General features: G+C 46.8%; 21 protein-coding genes and 3 pseudogenes. 15 read left to right on the top strand and 9 right to left on the bottom strand.

All coding sequences use genetic code 11. The features are described 5' to 3' along the window. Position 1: 1 nt before the first annotated feature. Positions 2–532 (bottom strand): gamma carbonic anhydrase family protein, encoded by a 531-nt coding sequence (locus JCM11217_RS02845; RefSeq protein ID WP_054841984.1) that lies wholly within the window; start codon positions 530–532, stop codon positions 2–4. A 101-nt stretch (positions 533–633) separates the two neighbouring features. Between JCM11217_RS02845 and JCM11217_RS13205 the strand changes: the two genes are divergently transcribed. Genes JCM11217_RS13205 through JCM11217_RS02835 form a run of 4 tightly spaced genes read left to right on the top strand, consistent with a single transcriptional unit; the run spans position 634 to position 3,615 of the window. Further along, positions 634–921 carry a hypothetical protein gene (locus tag JCM11217_RS13205; RefSeq protein ID WP_243678147.1) on the top strand — a complete coding sequence of 96 codons (288 nt, stop codon included), beginning with the start codon at positions 634–636 and terminating at the stop codon, positions 919–921. Then, a complete protein-coding gene (locus JCM11217_RS13200) occupies positions 921–1,328 on the top strand; it encodes a hypothetical protein (protein ID WP_243678146.1) in 408 nt (135 codons plus the stop codon). The genes JCM11217_RS13205 and JCM11217_RS13200 overlap by 1 nt, the downstream gene beginning before the upstream one ends. Positions 1,329–1,342: 14 nt before the next feature. Continuing rightward, positions 1,343–2,773, top strand: a complete 1,431-nt coding sequence (locus tag JCM11217_RS02840; protein ID WP_243678228.1) for a xanthine dehydrogenase family protein molybdopterin-binding subunit — start codon at positions 1,343–1,345, stop codon at positions 2,771–2,773. A gap of 26 nt (positions 2,774–2,799) precedes the next feature. Beyond that, positions 2,800–3,615 (top strand): PAC2 family protein, encoded by an 816-nt coding sequence (locus JCM11217_RS02835; protein WP_054841983.1) that lies wholly within the window; start codon positions 2,800–2,802, stop codon positions 3,613–3,615. Positions 3,616–3,657: 42 nt separating this feature from the next. On the opposite strand, the pseudogene JCM11217_RS02830 reads toward JCM11217_RS02835, so the two are convergent. After that, a pseudogene (locus JCM11217_RS02830) lies at positions 3,658–4,451 on the bottom strand (SDR family oxidoreductase). 108 nt (positions 4,452–4,559) lie between these two features. Here JCM11217_RS02830 and JCM11217_RS02825 point away from each other — a divergent pair. Both JCM11217_RS02825 and JCM11217_RS02820 read left to right on the top strand, forming a co-directional pair. Beyond that, the gene (locus JCM11217_RS02825) at positions 4,560–5,570 is read left to right on the top strand and encodes a hypothetical protein (RefSeq protein ID WP_054841982.1); all 1,011 of its coding nucleotides are present in this window, start codon (positions 4,560–4,562) and stop codon (positions 5,568–5,570) included. Beyond that, entirely contained in the window at positions 5,567–5,839 is a 273-nt protein-coding gene (locus tag JCM11217_RS02820) for a hypothetical protein (protein WP_054841981.1), read from the top strand. Before JCM11217_RS02825 ends, JCM11217_RS02820 begins: the two co-directional genes overlap by 4 nt. A 93-nt stretch (positions 5,840–5,932) precedes the next feature. On the opposite strand, the gene JCM11217_RS13195 is transcribed toward JCM11217_RS02820, so the two are convergent. Together JCM11217_RS13195 and JCM11217_RS13190 are read right to left on the bottom strand one after the other, a co-directional pair. Continuing rightward, positions 5,933–6,274: a hypothetical protein gene (locus JCM11217_RS13195; RefSeq protein WP_243678145.1), complete on the bottom strand. Its 342-nt coding sequence runs from the start codon at positions 6,272–6,274 to the stop codon at positions 5,933–5,935. After that, complete coding sequence (locus tag JCM11217_RS13190; protein ID WP_243678144.1) at positions 6,231–6,506, bottom strand: metallophosphoesterase family protein; 276 nt, start codon at positions 6,504–6,506, stop codon at positions 6,231–6,233. The genes JCM11217_RS13195 and JCM11217_RS13190 overlap by 44 nt, the downstream gene beginning before the upstream one ends. Before the next feature lie 82 nt (positions 6,507–6,588). On the opposite strand from JCM11217_RS13190, the gene JCM11217_RS02810 reads away from it, so the two are divergent. The 9 genes and pseudogenes from JCM11217_RS02810 to JCM11217_RS02770 all read left to right on the top strand — a co-directional run bounded on the left by JCM11217_RS02810 (position 6,589) and on the right by JCM11217_RS02770 (position 12,682). Further along, entirely contained in the window at positions 6,589–6,819 is a 231-nt protein-coding gene (locus JCM11217_RS02810) for a DUF3311 domain-containing protein (protein WP_243678143.1), read from the top strand. After that, complete coding sequence (locus JCM11217_RS02805) at positions 6,819–8,276, top strand: sodium:solute symporter (protein ID WP_243678142.1); 1,458 nt, start codon at positions 6,819–6,821, stop codon at positions 8,274–8,276. The genes JCM11217_RS02810 and JCM11217_RS02805 overlap by 1 nt, the downstream gene beginning before the upstream one ends. Positions 8,277–8,401: 125 nt before the next feature. Then, positions 8,402–9,310, top strand: a complete 909-nt coding sequence (locus tag JCM11217_RS02800; protein ID WP_054842077.1) for a DNA-directed RNA polymerase subunit D — start codon at positions 8,402–8,404, stop codon at positions 9,308–9,310. Positions 9,311–9,367: 57 nt separating this feature from the next. Continuing rightward, entirely contained in the window at positions 9,368–9,742 is a 375-nt protein-coding gene (locus JCM11217_RS02795) for a 50S ribosomal protein L18e (protein ID WP_054841980.1), read from the top strand. Between the two features lie 10 nt (positions 9,743–9,752). Then, positions 9,753–10,329 (top strand): annotated as a pseudogene (locus JCM11217_RS02790) (50S ribosomal protein L13). Continuing rightward, a pseudogene (locus JCM11217_RS02785) lies at positions 10,326–10,813 on the top strand (30S ribosomal protein S9). The pseudogenes JCM11217_RS02790 and JCM11217_RS02785 overlap by 4 nt, the downstream one beginning before the upstream one ends. A 73-nt stretch (positions 10,814–10,886) precedes the next feature. Next, positions 10,887–11,093 (top strand): DNA-directed RNA polymerase subunit N, encoded by a 207-nt coding sequence (locus JCM11217_RS02780; RefSeq protein WP_054841978.1) that lies wholly within the window; start codon positions 10,887–10,889, stop codon positions 11,091–11,093. Positions 11,094–11,189: 96 nt separating this feature from the next. After that, complete coding sequence (locus tag JCM11217_RS02775) at positions 11,190–11,444, top strand: small nuclear ribonucleoprotein (Sm) (protein WP_054841977.1); 255 nt, start codon at positions 11,190–11,192, stop codon at positions 11,442–11,444. Next, entirely contained in the window at positions 11,444–12,682 is a 1,239-nt protein-coding gene (locus JCM11217_RS02770) for a methionine adenosyltransferase (protein ID WP_054841976.1), read from the top strand. Before JCM11217_RS02775 ends, JCM11217_RS02770 begins: the two co-directional genes overlap by 1 nt. Here the strand turns inward: JCM11217_RS02770 and JCM11217_RS13185 are convergent. Genes JCM11217_RS13185 through JCM11217_RS13165 form a run of 5 tightly spaced genes read right to left on the bottom strand, consistent with a single transcriptional unit; the run spans position 12,674 to position 15,696 of the window. Next, on the bottom strand, positions 12,674–13,570 hold the full coding sequence (locus tag JCM11217_RS13185) for a hypothetical protein (RefSeq protein ID WP_243678141.1): 897 nt from the start codon (positions 13,568–13,570) through the stop codon (positions 12,674–12,676). The two genes, JCM11217_RS02770 and JCM11217_RS13185, sit on opposite strands and share 9 nt — an antisense overlap. Further along, the gene (locus JCM11217_RS13180) at positions 13,567–14,046 is read right to left on the bottom strand and encodes a DUF460 domain-containing protein (RefSeq protein ID WP_243678140.1); all 480 of its coding nucleotides are present in this window, start codon (positions 14,044–14,046) and stop codon (positions 13,567–13,569) included. The genes JCM11217_RS13185 and JCM11217_RS13180 overlap by 4 nt, the downstream gene beginning before the upstream one ends. After that, positions 14,024–14,641 carry a hypothetical protein gene (locus JCM11217_RS13175; protein WP_243678139.1) on the bottom strand — a complete coding sequence of 206 codons (618 nt, stop codon included), beginning with the start codon at positions 14,639–14,641 and terminating at the stop codon, positions 14,024–14,026. Before JCM11217_RS13175 ends, JCM11217_RS13180 begins: the two co-directional genes overlap by 23 nt. Before the next feature lie 54 nt (positions 14,642–14,695). After that, a complete protein-coding gene (locus JCM11217_RS13170; RefSeq protein ID WP_243678227.1) occupies positions 14,696–15,178 on the bottom strand; it encodes an RIO1 family regulatory kinase/ATPase in 483 nt (160 codons plus the stop codon). A 20-nt stretch (positions 15,179–15,198) separates the two neighbouring features. After that, positions 15,199–15,696: a hypothetical protein gene (locus tag JCM11217_RS13165; protein ID WP_243678138.1), complete on the bottom strand. Its 498-nt coding sequence runs from the start codon at positions 15,694–15,696 to the stop codon at positions 15,199–15,201. Between the last annotated feature and the right edge of the window lie 78 nt (positions 15,697–15,774).

Here is a 15,774-nt window from a genome sequence, read left to right as displayed (position 1 = left end):
GTTATAGGTTAACCCCCCCATTATCCATGTACATTCTCGCAAGCCTTAGGTAAGCCTGATAATTATTCCTAATGTACTCCCTATCGGCATCCGTGGCCTGCCTAATGACCTTGGCAGGCACACCAACAACGATACTATTAGGTGGTACCTTGGTTCCCTGGGTAACTACGGCGCCAGCCCCCACAATACTACCACTGCCAATTACCGCGCCGTTAAGCACTATGGCGCCCATACCTATTATTACCTCATCTTCTACCGTGGCGCCATGCACAATAGCCCTATGTCCGATGGTGACGCCACGACCAATCCTTGCTGGGAATCCAGCGTCTGTATGTATCACAGCGCCGTCCTGAATATTTGAGTTATCTCCAATTACAATACTATCCTCATCACCCCCCCTGATGACTGCGTGAGGCCAAATACTCACGTTATCCCCAATAACCACGTCCCCCCCAATTACATAGGCAGTACTCGCTATGAAGACATTCCTGCCAATCCTCGGCACCTTATTCCCAACCCTCACGATGGGCATAGCCTAATCATTAATCTGCATTATTTAAAGTATTAAGGCATATATCACGTAAAGTAATGCCGCTTAAACGCTTAAAAGGGCGTTGAGCGATCATTGACAGTATGCCGAGAATCGACGTACTCAACGCATTACTTGGTAGGGGTGGGTTCCTGGACGATTATCCATATAAGGGGGGGAAGTTCGGAGTATTCATTAGAAGCCCATACCCGCATGCCAGGATATTAAGCATTGACGCATCAAAGGCAGTTGGCGAGGGGGGGGCCCTCGTACTCACTGGTAAGGACTTCATAGCGAGAACCCTGGGTTCAATAGAGAGGGAGGGCGCCGGTCTCGAGGCATCACCTCTGGCGGTTGATAAGGCCCGTTACCAAGGCGAGCCAGTGCCCTAGTGATTGCTGATGACCCTTACAGGGCCATGGATCTTGCGGAGCTCGTTGATGTTCAGTATGAGCCGCTAAAGCCCGTGCGTAATATAGATGACGCCTTGAAAAACGAGTCGTTGGTCTTTGAGGAGTTGGGTACTAATATTGTTCAATCGCAGGTGATTGAGTACGGCCAAATGCCCAGTGGGCCAAGGGAATTAGAGCTTAACCTTTATTGGTCAAGGAGTTCTGGGAACCCCCCCCTAGAGACCTTCGCGGCCATAGTATATCCGGAGGGTAATGGGGTCACAATAATTTCCAACCTGCAGGGAGGTAAATCAATAATCGCCGAGATAGAGAGGTCGCTGGGTATACCCATTAAGCATGTCCCAGTGAGGCATGGGGGGGTAGCTTCGGCTCTAAGATCTCCCTAATCAGGTACTTAATAATCCTTGCATACGCCGCCTATAAATTCAAGACACCGATTAAGTGGGTTGAGACGAGAACCGAGCACCTAATGGCATCTAACTCAAGTGGACCTGAGAGGAGGTTTAGGATTAAGGCTTACTTTGACGGTGATGGCGTTATCAAGGGACTGGACATCAGTATTTGGGAGGATGCGGGCGCAAGTAGGAGTAGTGGGCAGGCCTTTAAACCCTTGGGCATATTGGCTGGCCCGTACAAGATTAGGAACCTGAGGTATAACGCCACGGTCGTGGCAACCAACAAGAACCCCCCCGCAGGTGCCTTTAGAGGTGCTGGAACGCCCCCACATACCTGGGCTTTGGAAAGAGTCATGGATGCGATAGCCGATGAGCTCAACATGGATCGGGCGGAGGTAAGGAGGAGGAACTTAATTGACTCATTCCCGTACGAGGCACCCTACGCGTATTATGACTCAGGTAATCCAAAGGGACTTCTCGAGCTCGCCCTGTCGCGCAATGACCTATTCTCCCTAAGGGATGGGAATACGGGCGTTGGTATTGCCGTATCGACAGACCCATCAACACCGCAGGGTACTGAGGGCATTAAGTTGAGGATTAGGAATGGTAAGATAGTCGTGGGTCTTGGGTTTGGTGGTGAGGGCCAGGGTAATGAGCACACGGCTGTTAAGCTCGTGTCTCAACTCCTTGATGTGCCCATGGACTGGGTCACCTATGAGTACTTACCAAGTGATGAGAGCCCAGAGGCCTTTGGGCCTGGTGGTAGCCGCATGGCAGTGTTCACGGCAGGCGCCGTGCTTGGCGCCGTCGAGGAATTGAGGGCTAGGCTGTATAACAAGGCCGTTAAGGTGCTCGGTAGTAACATTACGTATGAGAGGGGGGGGCACTTCCGCTCTAGTGATGGTAGGAGGGTCAGTATTCTCGAGCTTGGTGATGAGGAGGTCACCTTCACATACACCGCGGAGGCGAAGATCGGTAGGTACATAGCATACCCATTTGCCTGTGACATTGCTGTTGTTAGGTATGAGGATGGCAGGTTTAAGCCCATTAAACACGTGGTTTATCTTGACCCGGGCAATGTAATAGATGAGGAGCTCGTTAAGGAGCAGGTAATGGGCGGTACCGCAATAGGAATCTCGCTGGCGCTCTATGAGGCCTATAAGTACGATGAAGATGGTAACCTACTAACGCTAAGCCTAGGCGATTATGGGCTACCAACAGCCATGGATATCCCGGAGATTGAGGTTCACCTTGTCCCATCGCCATCCCCAGTGACTCCAATGGGTGTTAAGGGGGGGATTGGTGAGGTGCCCGTGGGCGTGGCCGCAGCTGCCGTGACAAGCGCCGTGGAGGACATACTAAGGAGGAGGGGGGGTAGTAAGGTTAGGATTGATAAGGTGCCCATTGACCCATCATTACTCGCAGAAAGTATTTAAAATTATAGGTATTAGTTAGGCATGATATGTCCACAACCGCGGCATTCGATATTAAGATCAAATCAATTCCACGTGACCCGCGAAACACACTCATAATGGCGTGCCCTGAACCATCATTAGCATCCATAGTGGCCATTGAATATCTCGTGGAGACCCTCAAGATGGAGGAGATTGGTTCAATAAAGCCAAGGGGCCATATACCTATCGTTACGGTCATCGACGGCGCGGCTAAGTTACCCTATAGGTTATTCTTCGATAAGGAGCACGCAATTGTGGTGATTAGACAGCATGTGCCGATTCCACCGACGCTCTATAGGCAGTTTGTGGATAAAATACTGGATTGGGCTGAGGATAATGCCGTGAGTAGGGTCGTGTGTTTAACATCGACGTCACTCCTCGGTGAGCAGGAAAGTGATAATGTATACTTCGTGAGTGAGGAGGGGCATGTCGATGAGTATAAGCAACTGGGCTTAATACCGCTTCATGAGGCTACAATAACGGGTATCGAGGCCGTATTTCTTGATTCGGTGCTTTCTCGAAACATAAACGGCGTATTACTACTGGCCGAATCAAAGGTATTGACCGCAATAAATAGGTTGATTGAGAGCGGGAAGTTATCAAGTCATAAGGACGTGCTCGTAATCCTAAACCAAACCATTGGTAAGTATGGACCTGACGTAACCGCAGCCCTTAAACTAATAAGGGCCTTAAGTAAAATTGTTGGTTTTGAAATACCAACGGATAAGTTAGCCGAGCATGCGAGTAAGTATGCATTTCTAATTGATAAGAACCTTGAGGCATACATGAAGCCTCCAAAGGAGGAGGTGCCTGTGTATTACTAGTGTGATTTAGGCGTGATTTAAAAAGCGTTCAATACCAGTGAATTAAAATACACACCTCACATAACCACCGTCAATTAGTATCATCGATCCATTTATATACGCCGCCTTATCACTCGCTAGGAATGCCACTAGGTAACCTATCTCCTCGGGTTTCCCGTACCTGCCAACCGGTATCTCCTTACTCCACGCCTTAATAACCTCATCAACGCTAATACCCCTGGCCCTAGCCTCCTCCTGTGCCAATTGATTTATTCTCTCCGTCATTATGTAGCCCTGCATTATCCCATTAGCCGTTATTCCATACGGCCCATACTCAACGGCCAATGACTTAACCAAACCAGCTAGGCTAAGCCTGACTGTGTTCGAGAGCACTAGGTTCGGTATTGGTTGCCTAAGGGTTAGCGATGTTACGTAAATCAACCTACCCCAGCTCCTGCTGACCATGTTATTAACGACACGCTTCGTGAGCCACACGGCGCTTAGGAGTAATAGTCTCGTTGCGTACTCCCAATCATCCTCATTTAACTGTGAGAACGTGCCTGGCTTTGGCGGTCCTGCATTGAAGACCAAAATGTCTATGTTACCAAAGGTACTCATTGCCTCCTTGACGAGCTATCTACGTCATCCTTAACCGTTAAGTCAGCCCTGACGGCTAGCACCTCAGCACCGCTCTCCTTAATGATGGTCTCCCTAGCCCTGGCGAGCTCATCCTCGCGCCTAGCACTAATGATGACCTTGACGCCCTCCTGGGCAAGTACCCTGGCTATACCAAGCCCAATACCCCCCCTACTTGAGGCCGTCACGAGCGCGACCTTACCCTTTAATCCCAGGTCCATACAGATTAGCCTTTGTATTTACCCCCCCTTATTCAATATGACTCTCTAATTCGTCAATAACGCATGCAATGCCAAGATTTATATTTTAGTGCCTTCACGTAAATGACAATGAGTTCTCTCGAAATTGATTTGCGAAGGAAGGATCGATACGAGGATATAATAAGGAGTATTAGTGAATATGGGTCATCGGTAAAGGAGGCGGTATTTGAGAATTTACCTGATGAATTAATGGTTCCATATCAGAGAGTACGTGAATTATATATTCAGGAAACAACGAGGAGTAAGGGTAGGATTGACGTTAACTCCCTCATTCAATTATACATGAATGTGCCCAAGACAGAGGAACTCCTGAGGTACTTGCTATTGACCACGGTATTATTCATGGGATTTCGAAACCTGAGAAATGAAGTGATATATAGGGTTATACGTAGAAATTATGACATGATAAGTCACTTAATCTCAAGACCTGAATACTCATTGATTAATGATGTAAGTATGAAGTTGTTAAATGATTATGAGGGTGAGGGTATTAAGGGTGAGGACATTCAGGAAGTGAGTAATGCGGTTCATGGCTTCGTTTATGGCTTAAGGAAGTTGACAAAGGCCTACGGAACAACACTGCTTAGGTGGATACCCAAGTTTCGCGATATGAACGATTTTGAAAAGGCACTAACAATGTTCTATCCACCGAGGGCCAATGAGAGGAGGAAGAGGGCAATTAGGACGTTCATCAGGTGGGTATCGCATGAAACCAACCTGCCAGTGGCGCTCGGCATAATTTCGAGGGGGGGTGGGCATAGGCGCTATACAATGATTGCGGATGTCTATAGTACCATGGTCACGATAAGGAGCGGCGCGTTTCTGGCCTTGAACAATGACCATGCAATGAAGATACTAAATAAGATATTGGTTAATAAGGATGGTGGGGGGGTTACGATAAAGGTAGATGAGGTTAAGGGGGGGCTCGTTAGGGCAGTAGGTAGGTTGAGCAACGACCCAATAACCTATGAGAGGGGGGGCGCGTTCAGGATAGGCCATGAATACTGCTCAAGACTTAAGTGCAGCGAGTGCCCCTTAAATAAGGTCTGCATGAAGTTTACCTGGGTGAACATTAAATGAGCATAAACATACCAGAGGACCTAAGGAAGCTTATTGAGGAGGTAACAATGAACAAATTAAGTAGTATTAAGGGTAAGACCGAGACCTTAAGCTTCGTTAACTCAGTAATTGAAGAGCTCAGGAAAAGGGGGGGCGTAAACTTAAGCGATGACTTAGAGGCAATGGTGAGACCATACATAGTAGACATACTATGGTCGCTGAGAAAGAAGGGAACAATCACGATGGACGATGACCTACTACACTTCTCACCATCGAAGCAGGAGTCTTAACCAATACTAATAAATTAACCCATTAAGGAATCAATAATGCCCCCCCTGCATGCACCCACACCAAGACCCGCCCAGGCCCTGGGCCTGGGCGGGTCATAACTTATTTAATTCAGCATTGACTGTGCCATCATCATTAATATTTATAATTGCGTAGTATCCGTTAGCTAATGGACCTGGATTAACAATAATAGTATTACCTAACCTATCTATACCGCGGGATTCATGAACATGACCGCACAAAACTGCCAATGGCTTAATATCCTCCACGAACTTTCTTACAGACTTGCTACCAATATGCGCACCACTCCAAGCTCTATCCACACTCGTACCATAGGGTGGGTAATGGGATACAAGTATTAACCTAGAACCAAGATCCTTAATGCCCTCCGTATTAATTGGATAACCAGCCAGGTAAAACGACCCAATAGGTACCACACGCCCCCTCAATTAAGTACTTCTGAGCCCTTGATCTAATGCTATAAGGATCCATGTTACCCATAACCGCGTACACAGACTTACCATAACTACTTAATACGTCTAATATCTCAGGATCCTCAAAGTCACCACTCACAACTACCGCATTGACACTCTTTATAACGCCACTTATTAAATCTATATAATACATATCACCATGAACATCAGATATATGTAATATTTTAACACCCATCAGCATTTACCAAATTATGACATCTAAATTAAGTTTCCTCCTTAGGTATTGCTTAAAAATTAATAATACCAATACTAATTATATGACGGCGGAAGTAGGTAAAAGAGTGGCGACTTGGCGTAAAGTCATCGCTGGTGTATTATTTATAATACCATGGATAGTATACCTGGCTTACCCAGCGTACAATACTGCACAACCTGAGTTGGGTGGCGTTCCGTTCTTTTATTGGTACCAAACACTTTGGTTATTTATATCTGCCGTTCTATTTCTAATAGCAGTCCTATTATTATATCCAGGTAAGGGTGGTGAGTGATGGAGCCTGTGGTTTCAATAATTGACTGGGGAGTATTCCTAACATTCTTCATAATTTTCGTATTCCTTGGCTTTTACGGAGCTAGATGGAGACGTGGTGACCTTAGTCAATTGCATGAGTGGGCATTAGCTGGGCGTAGGTTAGGTACATTTTTAGCGTGGTTCCTCGTTGGCGCCGACTTATACACGGCTTACACCTTTATTGCCGTGCCATCTGGCGTATTTGCCACAGGTGCGCTATACTTTTTTGCAGTGCCTTACGTATCGGCTACCTTCGCCGTCGCTGCGGTTACGATGCCTGTGCTCTGGCGTTGGTCTCGTCAACGTGGTTACGTGACAGCTGCTGATTTCGTACAGGATAGATTTAACAGTAAATTATTAGCTGCGTTTGTGGCGATCACAGGCATAATCGCTGAATTCCCATACATTGCATTGCAAATAATTGGTTTACAGGCAGTACTTACAATAATGTTGCTGGGCATAGTTAAGAGTATCAAATTAGTGAGCGACTTAGCATTAACCATAGCGTTTATCGTACTCGCGGCATTCACATACACAAGCGGACTGCGAGGAGCTACACTAACGGCGGTCCTTAAGGACGCCATAATCTTCTTCAGTATAATAGCAATCTTGATTGCCGCACCCATGGTAATACCCGGCGCCTTCGCTGCTGCCTTTAAGGAGGCATCATTGGTAGCATCAGGAGGGGGGGATCCACCCCCCCTAGTTAGCGGAGTGTATTTCCTTAAGACCCCATTCATAGCTGCATACACGACTCTCTGGGTTGGTAGTGCACTGGCGCTTTACCTATACCCGCATGCGGTTAATGGTGCATTAAGTGCGGAGAGTGATAAAAAATTAGCTATAAGTACTGCCTTACTTCCCATCTATGGCATTGGATTGGCGCTGCTGGCAATGTATGGTATATTAGTTTATGGTGATGCCGCCGCAATGAAAATATTGAGTCTATTCCCAGTCAGCGCACGTGGTAGTTTAGCAATACCGACATTAGCCGTTACGGTATTACCACCAGGATTAGCAGGCTTAGCCTTACTTGGCATATTTATTGGCGGCCTTGTACCTGCTGCGATAATGGCTATGTCGCAAGCGAACCTATTGGTTAGGAATATAATTAAGCCGCTTTATCCGAGGATAACGCCTCAGGGAGAGACGAGAGCCGCCAAGTGGGCTTCAGTCATCTTCAAGTTCTTAGCGTTAGGCTTCGTATTCATAGTACCTGCCACCTACGCAATATGGCTTCAATTATTAGGCGGTATAATAATTACACAGACATTGCCTTCAGTTTTCCTTGGATTACTAACTAATAAACTTGACAAGTACTCATTAATGGTTGGGTGGGCCACCGGCCTAAGCCTCGGTATTTACCTATTTATTGCTGCGCATGAATCCCCCCCATTATATCCATTGCTTGGGCATCCTGTTTACATAGCGTTATAGCACTGGCCATTAACCTACTAATAGTCCTCATCGGTACTGGCATTGCCATGGCGATCAGGGAGGAAGGGCCTAATGCAATAGAGCTAAGAAATGTTTATTTACTCAAAATCACAACCACTCATTTCGTGGTCTTGGTAAAGGTTATTGAGAAGTCAGACCTGTACCTGAAGGCCGTTGTGGATGGAGTCACACCACCGCTTGTTAACTCACTACGTAGGGTCCTTATCTCCGACGTTCCCGTCCTAGCGATTGACGAAGTAATAATATTGGATAACACCTCCGTGCTTTACGACGAGGTACTTGCCCATAGGTTATCCATGATACCCATAAAGACAGACCTAAAGAAGCTGCCGAAGATCGAGGAGTGCGAGCAGGAATTAGTCGACCCAAGCCTATGCCAGGTTAGGTTTGAGCTTAATGTTGAGGCTAAGGAGCCAATGGTAGTCTATAGCAGGGACTTGAAGTCGGACGATCCTGAGGTTAGGCCTGTGTACGAGGACATACCAATTGTTAAATTAGTACCTGGCCAGAAGATCGTGCTTGAGGCTTACGCAAAGCTTGGTAGGGCTAGGAACCACGCCAAGTGGCAGGCGGGTTTGGCGTCGTATTACTACTACCCGAAGGTTAGTGTTGTTGGTAAGGCTGATGATAAGTGCAGGGTTTGCCTTGAGGTATGTAATGGCGCCCTCGAGATTAGGGATGATGGCTCGATAGTGATCAATGACGTGCTCAAGTGTACATTTAACAAGTGGAAGACTTGCGAGCAAGTGTGCCCGGCATTGAAGGTTGATTGGGATGAGAATAAGTACGTGTTTTGGGTCGAGAGCTTCGGAAACATGCCTGTTGAGGACATGGTTAGGGAGGGCTTCAGAATTCTTAAGGGTAAGTTCCAGGAATTCGTTAACGAACTGGAGCTTGAACTATCAAGAGGGCAAGCACCAAGTGGCGAATTAGCCGCTGGAGGGGCTGCGGAGGAATCAGCAGAAGTTACTGGTGAGGAGTTCGGCACTGAGGAGGGCCCAGGCGAGGAGTGATGATTGGTATTTACGGCTGCGAATTATTTAAAAAGGGTTGCGTTGGCGTTAACACGCATGCCGCCAAACCCAACGGGTCCCACTAATGTGGAGCTTCGAATGTTGATTAGATTCCTTAGGCGTGCTGCTAATGAGTATAAGGCTGCGATTTGGGATTACGTGGCTGACCTCCTTGAAAAGCCCACTAGGCGTAGGGTCGAGGTTAATGTTGGCAAGATAAATAGGCTCGTTAATGATGGCGACGTGGTTATAGTGCCAGGTAAGGTGCTTGGTTATGGCGTATTGAGTAAGAAGGTAACAATAGCCGCTTGGTCCTTCTCCAGGGGGGGTGCCCTTGATGCCATTAAGAGGGCTGGTGCCGAGGCAATCACAATACCTGAGCTTGTTAGGAGGAATAATAGGGGGGGTAGTAACGTTAAGATAATAATTTAAGGTGGTGGTCATGAGCAGTAAGGTGATTGTCGTAGAGAGGAATCCACCCGAACTAAATGAAATCGTTGTTGATGCTACGAATCACGTCGTTGGTAGCTCGCCTCAGTGGTGGCTAAGTGGGCGCTTGAGGGTAGGAGGGTTGTCATTGTTAATGCGGAGAAGGCAGTCGTTACTGGGGGGGACTTTAACATGGTGCTTAATTGGTATAAGACGAGGATAAGCGAGTGGTTGACGCATTATAACCCCCCCGAGAAGGCTGGTCCAAAGATTCCTAGGAAGCCAGACAGGATTTTGAGGAGGGTTATCAGGGGGGGTATGCTTCCAAGGAAGGAGTTTAGGGGGGGTAGGCAGGCGTATAGGAGGGTTAGGGTTTCATGGGTGTTCCGCCGCAGTACATGAATGTTGATAAGGTGGTAATAAAGGGTGCATTATTATCTGTTAGGCCCGGTGCTAAATACGTGACGCTGGAGGAGCTTTGGAGCCACATAGAGCCTAAGCAATATGAGGCTTGGAGGAGGGCTAAGGAGGCTTGGGAGGCTAGAATGGCGAAGCTTAAAAAGGCTGAGAGTAAGGGTGGTAGTGCATGAGTGAGCAGGGTAGTGAGTCAACAGCTTTACCCAGGTCTGTACCTAACGCCACCGTTCAGGAGGTAGCTGGGGGGGCTAGGGTTGTAATTGCCGTTGGTAAGAAGAAGACCGCCATAGCTAAGGCAGTGATTAGGCCTGGAATTGGCAGGGTTAGGGTTAATGGCGTTCCAATCGAGATCTGGCCCATTGAGATGGCTAGGATGAGGATGATGGAGCACTGCTGCTCGCGGGTAAGGAGTTAACGAGTAAGGTGGACATCGATGTTACAGTGAGGGGGGGTGGAGGCTTTATGGGGGGGCAGGCAACTGCCGTTAGGATGGCGATAGCCAGGGGGGGCCTCGTTGAGTATTTCCAGAATTCGAAGTTGCTTGAGCTTTACATGGCCTATGACCCATCAATGATTAAGGGAGACCCGAGGAGGACTGAGCCCAAGAAGCCTGGTTTAAAGCATGCAAGGAGTAAGCGTCAGAAGGCATATAGGTAAATTCCCTAGTACTTCCTATTTCCCAATTTCATTACAAAAACAATTTAAAGGGGGGGTCATTACTGCGTACTTAATGATTGTACCCATTAGGTGCTGGACCTGTGGGCGACCACTTGGTCATTTATGGGAACCATTTAAGCAGAGGGTCTTAAATGGCGAGAATCCTGAGAAGGTCCTTGATGACCTCGGTGTTACGCGTTATTGCTGTAGGAGGACTTTATTGGCTCATATTGAGCTTATTGATAGGGTTCTTGAGTATTCTAAAATTGAAAGTGAGTAACGCCAAGTATATAATATACATAGCCCTGGTAATGTTACTTTTAACACTCTTAGAGGGTGCTAAGATTTAAATATAGGCTTTCTCGACACGTCATTAATGGAAAGGCCCCAACAACCAATGAAAACATTGCAAAAGTTGGTTGGTAAACACGTAACAATAAGGCTTAAGAATAATAAGGTATTGAGGGGGGGAGTTCTCGTGAATTACGACGATTGCATGAATTTGATCATTGATGAGGGTGAGGAACTCGACCAGAAGGGTGAGAATGTGGTTGTTAAGTATGGCAGGTTAGTAATTAGGGGGGGTACGCAGATACTATATATAACGTCTGAGGAGGCGATGGGGGGGTGATGGGCATGGCCAGGACAATAACAATAAATACAATAGATAGGAAGCCTGTTTCGGAATTAAATGTTGAGTTAGTCGAGAGAAAGGGCCTTGGCCACCCAGATTATATCGCTGATGCCTCGGCTGAAGCCGTTAGTAAGGCGTTATCTAATTACTACCTGGAGAAGTATGGTGTGATACTCCATCATAATGTGGATAAAGTACTCGTTGTTGGTGGTCAAGCTAGCCCACGGTTTGGCGGTGGAGATGTCATTCAGCCAATATACATACTCGTCGCTGGTAGGGTGACAACCGAGGTTAAGACCGCCACAGGCGTTGAGAAGGTGCCAATAGGCACAATAATAATATCAGCGATTAAGGATTGGATTAAGAACAACTTTAGGTTCCTTGATCCGGATAAGCACGTGGTCATTGATTATAGGGTTGGCATGGGGGGGTCAACGGACTTAGTCGGTGTTTACGAGCTCGGTGTCAAAGCAACAAAGATTCCACTGGCTAATGACACGTCTATCGGCGTTGGCTTTGCACCATTAACTGACACGGAGAGATTAGTTCTTGAGACAGAGAGATTGCTTAATTCCAGGGAGTTTAAGGCTAAGCTACCTGAGGTTGGCGAGGATGTGAAGGTCATGGGTTTGAGGATCGGCAAAGACGTGAAGTTAACAATAGCCTCAGCAATGATTTCATCCCTCGTTAAGGACAAGGATCACTACCTTAATGTTAAGGAGGAGGTTAAGAATAAGGTTCTTGACCTAGCGGCTAAGATTACGCCGAACCTAACAGTTGACGTGACAGTAAACGCCGCGGACAAGCCTGAGCACGGCATATTCTACCTAACGGTTACGGGCACATCCGCCGAGCATGGCGATGATGGAGCCACTGGACGTGGTAATAGGGCCAATGGATTAATAACGCCAATGAGGCCCATGACCATGGAGGCTACGGCAGGTAAGAACCCAGTTAGCCACATTGGTAAGCTCTACAACGTACTCGCCAATAAGATCGCAGAGAGGATCTATAGCGAGGTTAAGGGATTGAGGGAGGTCTACGTTTATCTGCTTAGCCAGATTGGCAAGCCAATAAATGAGCCACTGGTTGCGAATGTGGAGGTTCTTCCAGAACCAGGTGCCACATTAAGTGGTGAGGTTAGGAATGAGATTGACGGTATAGTTAATGAGGAGCTTGATAACATAACGTCGTTGACGGAGCTCGTAGTTAAGAGTAAGGTGTCATTATTCTAACATACCACTCCTTAAACGCCTATACTCATTTATCATCTTTCTTAACTGATCCTCATCAAGGGCGCTGAGGAATTCCTTACCAAGGGATTCAATGGCATTATTTATTACCGACCTATCAATGAATAAGACATCACTTAATGAACCGTTATAAATCATGCTAATGGGTATAACCCTCAAACCCCCCCTCTTCCATATTGGCCTTAGCATACTCTTTTCAGTAACATCGATGAGAACCACGGAGTTTATGCCAATGCCAATTAACTTATCAATACCCACATTCATTAACTCCCCCCCAATACTCATCATAAGGATGGAATTATGTATCTGAACCACTGAGTTAAGGTCGAGCCCCTCGGAGTACCTTATCAACACGTACTTACTACCCCCCCTTAGGTACTCAAGGAAGTCATTCATTAGAGTCCTCATATTACTCTCAAGCTCCTTAATCCTAAGCTTATACTTCTCAATATCACCCTCAAGCATTTCAATCCTGGCATACAACGACCTAACGACTTGGTCCTTCCTAACCTCAGCATCGTAATTATTAATCAACTCCTCAAGCTTCTCCTTAGTCTCGCTATATAACTTATTCAATCTCTCAATCTCAGCATTTAAAGTCCTTATCGTGCTTTCATACTCCTCACGCAGCTTATCACACTCGCACTCACACTTCTCAGTGGTCAGTAGCCTGACCTCCTGCTGTGGTTGAACCTCAATCCTTTTACTAACCTCATCAATTGCCTGCCTTATTGACGCACCCTTAATAACGAGTGCCTTCGCATCATCAATAGCCTTGGCATAAGCTCTCCTGACCTCCTCCTCAACCCTATCAAGCTTAGGCTTCAATTGAATGAATGCCTTATATGCCGCCGCCAGGGCATCCCTCATGTGCGGATCCTTAACCGTAACTCCCTGCTCACGGGAAATCTTAATTGCAATCTCACTCTTCTCGCAATACTCAAGTCCCTATCTGGGTAGTAAATTACTGCACCAACCATTGCGGCCAACTTCTTGGCGTAGTCTGAGGGTTTGGCCGTATCCACGGCAATCAGTACTGGAGTGCCGTACTGATACACGATCCTAAGCACATGTCTCCTGCTCAAGTTCTTACCGCTTTGCAGCGTTAGTACGTTACCATTTAAATCAAGAACAGCCACACCAGTGACTATGCCTGGATCAATACCAACAATCAACTTCCTATCCTTAGCCGAGCCTATGCCCTCAGTGCCCTCCTGCTCCGTCAATCCCACGAACTTTATCGAATCAGTCGGCACTGACTCTATTATTACCTTAACGTCCATACTCTTACGAGGCTTAACCACAGACCTAACGAGACTCCTGTCAGCATATACGATGAATACCACGGACCTCAACCCCCTCACTCTCCGGCGTTATGAATATGTCATAATCAAGGCCGTTACTCTCCAACTTCTCCTTAATCTCCTTAGCCAGGTACTTAATCCTATGAGCGATATTCCTCTCAAACCTATTCCTACTCATGCCACCGGGCGTCGTTGATATCGCGGCCTTAATGATTATCTTAGTCTCAGGCTCGTAGACTTTAACTATGGAACCAACACCCATCGCGCATAGCCTTGCGAGATATTCAGCGGTTGAATCTGGGTCGAGCTTAGCCACGCTCAATCCAAAGTACTTATTAACGAGGAGCTCCATTGTCTCATCAGTGTCAGGTCTAACCTTCGTTACCTGGATTAGGTACACATTAAATGGGAGCCTACCGAGTCTCTTAATGATTGAGGGGCTCAACTCCATTAATTCGCCGATATTGTCAATGGCTATGGCCTTAGGTCTAACCTTCTTAACTATCTTTATTAAGTCTTGAGGATCAATGACCCCCTTCTCAATTATTTCGCCATTACTAAGTATTGCGTATGAGAACCTCCTGCCATTGATGTCAATCCCAATTATCGGCCCTGAACTCAACTCCTCAATAAGCATTACTTAAGCTAAGATTACTATCAACCTTACTTAAATTTGTTTATTCACGACTCACTACGTATCCTCGAACTCCTCCTCCTTCTCCGAGCCCATGAGCTCGCTCAACCCCTCACTACCGAGCAGCTCCTCAAGGGCCTCCTCAAGACTCTCCTCCCTAACCTCCACATTACCAACCACGTAATTATAAACTTCATCAATGTCCACATCAAGCCCAAACCTCTTCACGAAGTACCTGGTCACATTAGTGATATCTCTACGCAGCATATCCAAGGCACCCGGCGCATTCCTTGGTACCCACTGAGGCCAGTCGATGATGTATGGCTCGCCATTGTCCAGGTCAATCATTATATTAAACTCGCTTAAGTCCCCCCCATGAACAATGCCAACATCTGCAAATAACTTCTTAATACCCTCAATAATGCCCCAGTACAGGTCCTCGGGATTATCGGCATCCCCGACCTCGGATAGCTGCGCACCGTTTATATAGGACATCACTACCGTGTGCCTATTAACGGTTATTGGCCTGGGTACGTTAATTCCAGCATTATATGCGAGGATCAGTGCCTTGTACTCAGCATGGGCTGAGAGCTCGATTCGTAAAGCCAGGTTATGTGTCTCCTATTCCCAATCCAAGCCCTGAATCTTCTAATTTGCCTAAAACTCGTCCTGCCAAGTCTATGGAACTTAAGCACGACCTTGCCGTCACCAACAGCGTCACCTGCATATACGTCAGACTCCTTACCAACACCAATCGGTGTTGGGCTAACCTTCTCAATAATGCCCCTCTTGGCAAGCGTATGTAGTGCAAGTGCGTCGTAACCCATGAAGGTGAGCCTATAACCAGTGTAATTACCCCTGTACCTAATTACCATGCCCAGCGCATTGAGCTTCTTAAGGGACTTACCAACCAACTCCTCAGACCTCTTGCTCCAATCCGTAATGACCTCGAGTGGGACGAACTCGAACTTCCTATGGCCGATCTCTATGATTCTAAGTACCCTGAGATCAAAGGGATCCAGTTGATCATACGCATCAACAAGGCTCTTAATACTCAATTAATCACCACAGTTGCTAGAATTAATACGCCCAATTTAAATCAAACTATAAAATGAATTCAGGGAAAAGCATTTAAA

This window comes from Vulcanisaeta distributa JCM 11217 (genome assembly GCF_001316005.1).
GTDB lineage: Archaea > Thermoproteota > Thermoprotei > Thermoproteales > Thermocladiaceae > Vulcanisaeta > Vulcanisaeta distributa_B.
Note: the sequence above shows the minus strand (reverse complement) of the source record. Positions and strands in the feature narration are given on the sequence as shown.